The following is a 5,810-nucleotide window of genomic DNA, read 5'->3' on the forward strand; positions in this document are numbered from 1 at the left end:
GTGGTGGGGTTGACGAGATGGACCATCAGGTCACGGGCGGTGGGCCGGGCGGCCGGGTCCTTGGCGAGGCAGGAGGCGATGACCGCCCGCAGGCGGGGCGGCAAGGGGGTGAGGTCCGGGTCGGTGTGGAGGACCCGGTGCAGCACCGCCGGCACCGTGTCGGCGCCGAACGGGCTGATCCCCGTCGCCGCGAACACCATCGTGGCCGCCCACGCGAACACGTCCGACGCCGCCGAGGCAGGGGTGCCGCCGATCTGCTCGGGCGCCAGGTAGGCGGGGGTGCCGATCAGCCCGGAGGTCATGGTCGCCGAGCCCTCGGCGCGCGCGATGCCGAAGTCGACCACGCGCGGCCCGTCGGGCCCGAGCAGCACGTTGGCGGGCTTGAAGTCGCGGTGCACGACGCCGGCCGCGTGGATGGCCGCCAGCGCCGTGGCCGTGCCGACGACCACCCGCTCCAGCTCGCCGCCCGCCAGCGGCCCCCGCTCGCGGACCCGGCCGGCCAGCGACGGCCCGTCGATGTACTCGCTGATCACGTACGGGCGCGGCCCCTCGGTGGAGGCGGCCAGGACGCGGGCCGTGCAGAAGGACGCGATGCTCTCCAGCGCCTCCAGCTCACGCGCCAGCCGCGCCCGGGTCTCGCTGTCGCCGGTGCTCAGCAGCTTGATCGCGACCGGTTCGCCCGACTCCGTGTGCGCCAGGTAGACCACGCCCTGGCCGCCCTCGCCGAGGCGTCCCGCCAGCCGGTGGCCGCCGAGCTCGGGTGGGTCGTCCGGTGTCAGGGGAGTCGCCATGGTCGATACGTTATCGGTGATCCTGCGGACGCACAGATCCACCGCTACCTTGTAGAGCTGATCAAAATGACCTGAACGCGGAGGTACGGGGTGTCAAGTGTGAAGTTCCGCGAACGGGCTCGCTACTGGTTCGACAACACGATGTCCAAGGGGACGATCTCTCTCGTCGGCTGGCTGGCCGTGGTGTCGATGGGGCTCGTCGTGGTGGTCGCCGGGCTGCTCATGTGGGTGGCTCCCGATGAGCCGGAGGGCGTCGGGGGACCGGGGCACGTGCTGTGGATCGCGCTCATGCACGCCCTGTCGCCCGACGAGCTGGCCGCCGACGACGGGTCGGTCCCGTACATGGCCGTCATGCTGGTGGGCTCGCTCGGCGGGCTGTTCATCGTCAGCATGCTCGTCGGCCTGCTGGCCAACGGCTTCGAGCAGAAGGTGGACCGGTTACGCCGGGGGCGCTCGCGCATCGTGGAGACCGGCCACACGGTGGTGCTCGGCTGGTCCGACCAGGTGTTCACGATCGTGGCCGAGCTGGTCAAGGCGCACGCCAGCGAGTCGGGCTCGGTCGTGGCGGTGCTGGCCGACCGCGACAAGCTCGCGATGGAGGAGGAGATCCGCGAGCGCGTCGACCTGGGCAGGACGCGGCTGGTGTGCCGCACCGGATCGGCGACCGAGCCGCGCGACCTGGCCCTGATGAACCTGGCCGCGGCCAGCGCCGTCGTCGTGCTGTCACCCGAGGGCGAGGACCCCGACGCGCACGTCTTCAAGATCCTGCTCGCTCTGGACAAGCGCGAGGGGGTGCACCCGCCGGTCGTGGCCGCCATCGCCGCGACCCGCAACGTCGCCGCCGCCCGCCTGGCCGGCGGCGCGGACGTGCACCTGGTCGACTCCGACGACACCGCCTCGCGGCTGATCGTGCAGTCCTCCCGCCAGTCGGGCATGTCGGTCGTCTGCATGGACCTGCTCAACTTCGACGGCGGCGAGATCTACCTGCGCCCCGCCGCGGAGGTCGCGGGCCGCACGTACGGCGAGACGCTGCACGCGTACGAGACGGCCACCGTCATCGGCCTGCGCAAGCCGTCGGGCGTGGTGCTCAACCCGGCCATGGACACGCCCGTCACCGAGGCGGACGAGGTCGTCATGATCGCGCACGACGACTCCCGCATCGTGCTCGCGGACGGCACCGCCGCCGTGGACGAGGCGGCGATCGTCACCACCGAGCCCGCCGACCCCGAGCCGGAGCGCACGCTGCTGCTCAACTGGAACAGCCGGGCGCACCACATCATCCGCTACCTCGACGGCTACGTGGCCCCCGGCTCGGTGCTGGAGATCGCCACCGACCACCCCCAGGCGGGCACCGGCCTGGACGGCCTGCGCAACCTCACCGTCAACGTCAAGGACTGCGACACCACCGACAGGTACGCGCTCGAAGCGCTCGCGCCAGGGCTCTTCCAGCACGTCATCGTGCTGTCCGACGACCGCTTCACGCTGCATCACGCCGACACCCGCACGCTCATGACGCTGCTGCAGCTGCGCGACATGCAGAGCGCGATGAACGAGCACTACTCGATCGTCAGCGAGATGCACGACGAGAACAACCGGGCGCTGGCCGAGGTCACCGAGGCGGACGACATCGTCATCAGCGACACCGTCATCGGCCTGCTGCTGGCCCAGCTCGCCGAGAACCGGCACCTGGCCGACGTGTTCGGCTTCCTGTTCGACTCGCGCGGCTCGGAGATCTACCCCCGCCCGGCGTCCTCGTACGTCACCCCGGGGACGGAGGTGAGCTTCTCCACCGTCATCGAGGCCGCCCGCCGCAGGGGCGAGACCGCGATCGGCTACCGCGACGCCGCCGGGCGCAACATCCCGCCGCACTACGGGATCGTGCTCAACCCGCCGAAGCCGGACCTCGTCCGCCTGTCCGAGCGCGATTCGGTCATCGTGCTGGCGGAGGACTGAGTCTGGGTTAGCGTGTGCGGCGTGAGGACCATCGACTGGGTGGACGGCGCCGTCGAGCTGATCGACCAGACCCGGCTGCCCGCCGAGTGCGTGACGATCCGCCTGCACACCGTGGACGAGCTCGTCGACGCCATCCGCCGGCTCGCGGTACGGGGGGCGCCCGCGCTGGGCGTGGCCGGGGCGGTCGGCGTCGTGCTGGCCGGCGGCGACCTCGACGCCGTCGCCCGGCTGCGCGCCGCACGCCCCACCGCCGTGAACCTGGCCTGGGGCGTCGACAGGGCCGCGGCCCACGTCGGCGCGGGCCCGCGGGCCGTGCTGCGTGCCGCGCTGCGCATCAGGGACGAGGACGTCGCCGCCTGCGTCGCCATGGGCGAGCGCGGCGCCGACCTGCTCGAAGGCGACCGGCTGCGGATCATGACGGTGTGCAACACCGGCGGGCTGGCCGCCGTCGAGCGGGGCACCGCGCTCGGCGTCGTCCAGACGCTGCACGAGCGCGGCCGGCTGGCCGAGGTGCTCGCCCTGGAGACCCGCCCGCTCCTGCAGGGCGCCAGGCTCACCACCTGGGAGCTGGCCAGGATGGGCGCCCCGCACCACCTCGTCGCCGACTCCGCCGGGCCGTACCTGCTGGCGCGGGGCGGCGTGGACGCGGTGCTCATCGGCGCCGACCGGATCGCCGCCAACGGCGACACCGCCAACAAGATCGGCTCGTACGCGCTCGCCCTCGGCGCGGAGCGGGCCGGGGTGCCGTTCATCGTCGTCGCGCCCGAGAGCACGATCGACGCGGCCACCCCGTCCGGGGACCACATCGAGATCGAGGACCGGGGCGCCGAGGAGATCGTCAGCGTGGCGGGCGTGCGGGTGGCCCCGGAGGGCACGCGGGCGCTGAACCCGGCTTTCGACGTGACACCGCACGACCTGATCACCGCGATCGTGACAGAGAGGCGTGTTATCCGCCCGTAGGGTAAAAAAATATTGCGAACTCGGGACCTGTCCGCGCAACTGGCGTTACGCTCGGTAGATGTATTGATCCGATATTTCCGGAGCGTACCTATGGCCATTGACCTGATCAGGCGGGCGGATTGGGATGCGCGTTCGCCCCGCGGCGACTACACGCAGCTCGATTCCACCAAAGGGGTGAAAGTCCACTACACCGGCGGGCGGGTCGATCCCGGAATCATCGACAAGCATGCGAGCTGCCTGAAATTGGTGCAATCCATCCAAGCGTTCCATATGGATGGAAACGGATGGATTGACATCGGCTACTCATTCGTCGCCTGTCCGCATAAAAAGGTATTCGAGGGGCGAGGGCTGCACCACCTGCCCGCCGCCAACGGCGCCGGGCTCAACCGCGGCCACTACGCGGTGCTCGGGCTCGTCGGCAACGCCGGGCTCATCCAGCCGCCCGACGGGCTGCTGCACGCCATCCTCGACGCCGTCGACCACGTACGCGCCCGGGGACGGGCCGGCGACGAGATCAAGGGACACCGCGACGGCTATTCCACCGACTGCCCCGGCGATCCCCTCTACGCGTGGATCCGGCGCGGCGCGCCCCGGCCCGGCGGCGGTGGCGGCAACGGCACCCCCGAGGCGCCGGCGTACCCCGGGCGATTACTGAAGTACCCGCCCGTCACCCGTGGCGAGGACGTGCGCACCTGGCAGGGCAAGATGCGCGAGCGCGGCTGGGAACTCGACGTCGACGGCGCCTACGGGCCCGGCTCCCGGGACGTGTGCCGCCGCTTCCAGCGCGAGCAGGGCGTCGACGACGACGGCGTCGTGGGCCCCGTCACCTGGCGCCTCACCTGGGAAGCCCCCCAGAAGTAACCCCTGTCCCCGGCCCCCGCGTGCACGTTCCGTGACGTGTTGCGCTTACGATCCCAGCATGGATCTGGCAGCGGGTTTCCCCGCCACCACCCGGGACGGCTGGCGTGCGCTGGCGCTCGCGGTCCTGCGCAAGTCCGGCGTCGAGGCCGCCACGCCCGAGCAGGCGCTGGGCGCGCTGACGTACGACGAGGTGCCGATCGCGCCGCTGTACGACGCCTCCGACCTGCCCGCCGGCCCGCCGTTCGACCGCGGGGCCGCGGGCGCCGGAGGGGACGTCCGGCAGCGGCACGCCGTGCCCGACCCCGAAGCGGTGCTGGCCGACCTGGAGAACGGCGTCACCTCGCTCTGGCTGGTGGCCGGCGACGGCGCGATCCCCGTGGTGGAGCTGCCCCGGGTGCTCAAGGACGTCTATCTCGACCTGGCCCCGATCGTGCTGGAGGCCGGGCCGCACACCCTGGAGGCCGCCGAGGCGCTGTTCGCGCTGGCCGGCGACACGCCGCTCACGGGCAACCTCGGCGCGTCGGCGCTGCACGACACCGGCGTGGAGCTCGCGGCCCGGTGCGTGGCCGGCCACCCGGGGCTTCGGGCGATCACCGTCGACGCCACCCCCTACCACGACGCGGGCGGGTCCGACGGCGAGGAGCTGGGCTGCTCGATCGCCCTCGGCGTGGCCGCGCTCCGGGCTCTCACCGGGGCCGGGCTGAGCGTCGAGCAGGCGTTCGGGCAGCTCGAGTTCCGCTACGCGGCGACCGACGACCAGTTCGCCACCATCGCCAAGCTGCGCGCCGCCCGCAAGCTGTGGGCGCGCGTCGCGGAGGTGTGCGGGGGCGGCGGGGCGCAGGTCCAGCACGTGGTGACCAGCTCCGCCATGATGACCGCGCGCGATCCGTGGGTGAACATGCTGCGCACCACCGTCGCCTGCTTCGCCGCCGGGATCGGCGGCGCGGACGCGGTCACCGTCCAGCCGTTCGACGCGGCCGTGGGCGCGCCCGACGCCTTCTCCCGGCGCATCGCCCGCAACACGCAGGCGCTGCTGCTGGAGGAGGCGGGCGCCGGGCGGGTGGCCGACCCGGCGGGCGGCTCCTGGTACGTCGAGCGCCGCACCGCCGACCTGGCCGAGCGCGCCTGGGCGTGGTTCCAGGAGATCGAGGCCGCCGGCGGCGTCCTGGCGGCGGGCGCGCTGGTCTCCCGCCGCGTCGCCGCCACCCGCGCCCGCCGCGCCGCCGACATCGCCCACCGCCGCTT

General features: G+C 72.7%; 5 protein-coding genes. 4 read left to right on the top strand and 1 reads right to left on the bottom strand.

The annotated features are described in order from the left end of the window. On the bottom strand, positions 1-791 hold a 791-nt coding region (locus tag ADY59_RS46125; protein ID WP_049577343.1), incomplete at its 3' end, for a serine/threonine-protein kinase. Positions 792-881: 90 nt separating this feature from the next. Here ADY59_RS46125 and ADY59_RS46130 point away from each other — a divergent pair. From ADY59_RS46130 to ADY59_RS46145, 4 genes are all read left to right on the top strand, one after another. Beyond that, entirely contained in the window at positions 882-2,744 is a 1,863-nt protein-coding gene (locus ADY59_RS46130; RefSeq protein ID WP_049577345.1) for a CASTOR/POLLUX-related putative ion channel, read from the top strand. A 21-nt stretch (positions 2,745-2,765) separates the two neighbouring features. After that, complete coding sequence (gene mtnA, locus ADY59_RS46135; RefSeq protein ID WP_049577348.1) at positions 2,766-3,704, top strand: S-methyl-5-thioribose-1-phosphate isomerase; 939 nt, start codon at positions 2,766-2,768, stop codon at positions 3,702-3,704. 90 nt (positions 3,705-3,794) lie between these two features. Then, the gene (locus ADY59_RS46140) at positions 3,795-4,565 is read left to right on the top strand and encodes a peptidoglycan recognition protein family protein (RefSeq protein ID WP_049577350.1); all 771 of its coding nucleotides are present in this window, start codon (positions 3,795-3,797) and stop codon (positions 4,563-4,565) included. Between the two features lie 58 nt (positions 4,566-4,623). Then, the coding region (locus ADY59_RS46145; RefSeq protein ID WP_049577352.1) for a methylmalonyl-CoA mutase family protein at positions 4,624-5,810 on the top strand (1,187 nt) is incomplete at its 3' end.

The sequence above is a fragment of the Nonomuraea sp. SBT364 genome (genome assembly GCF_001083785.1).
Taxonomy (GTDB): domain Bacteria; phylum Actinomycetota; class Actinomycetes; order Streptosporangiales; family Streptosporangiaceae; genus Nonomuraea.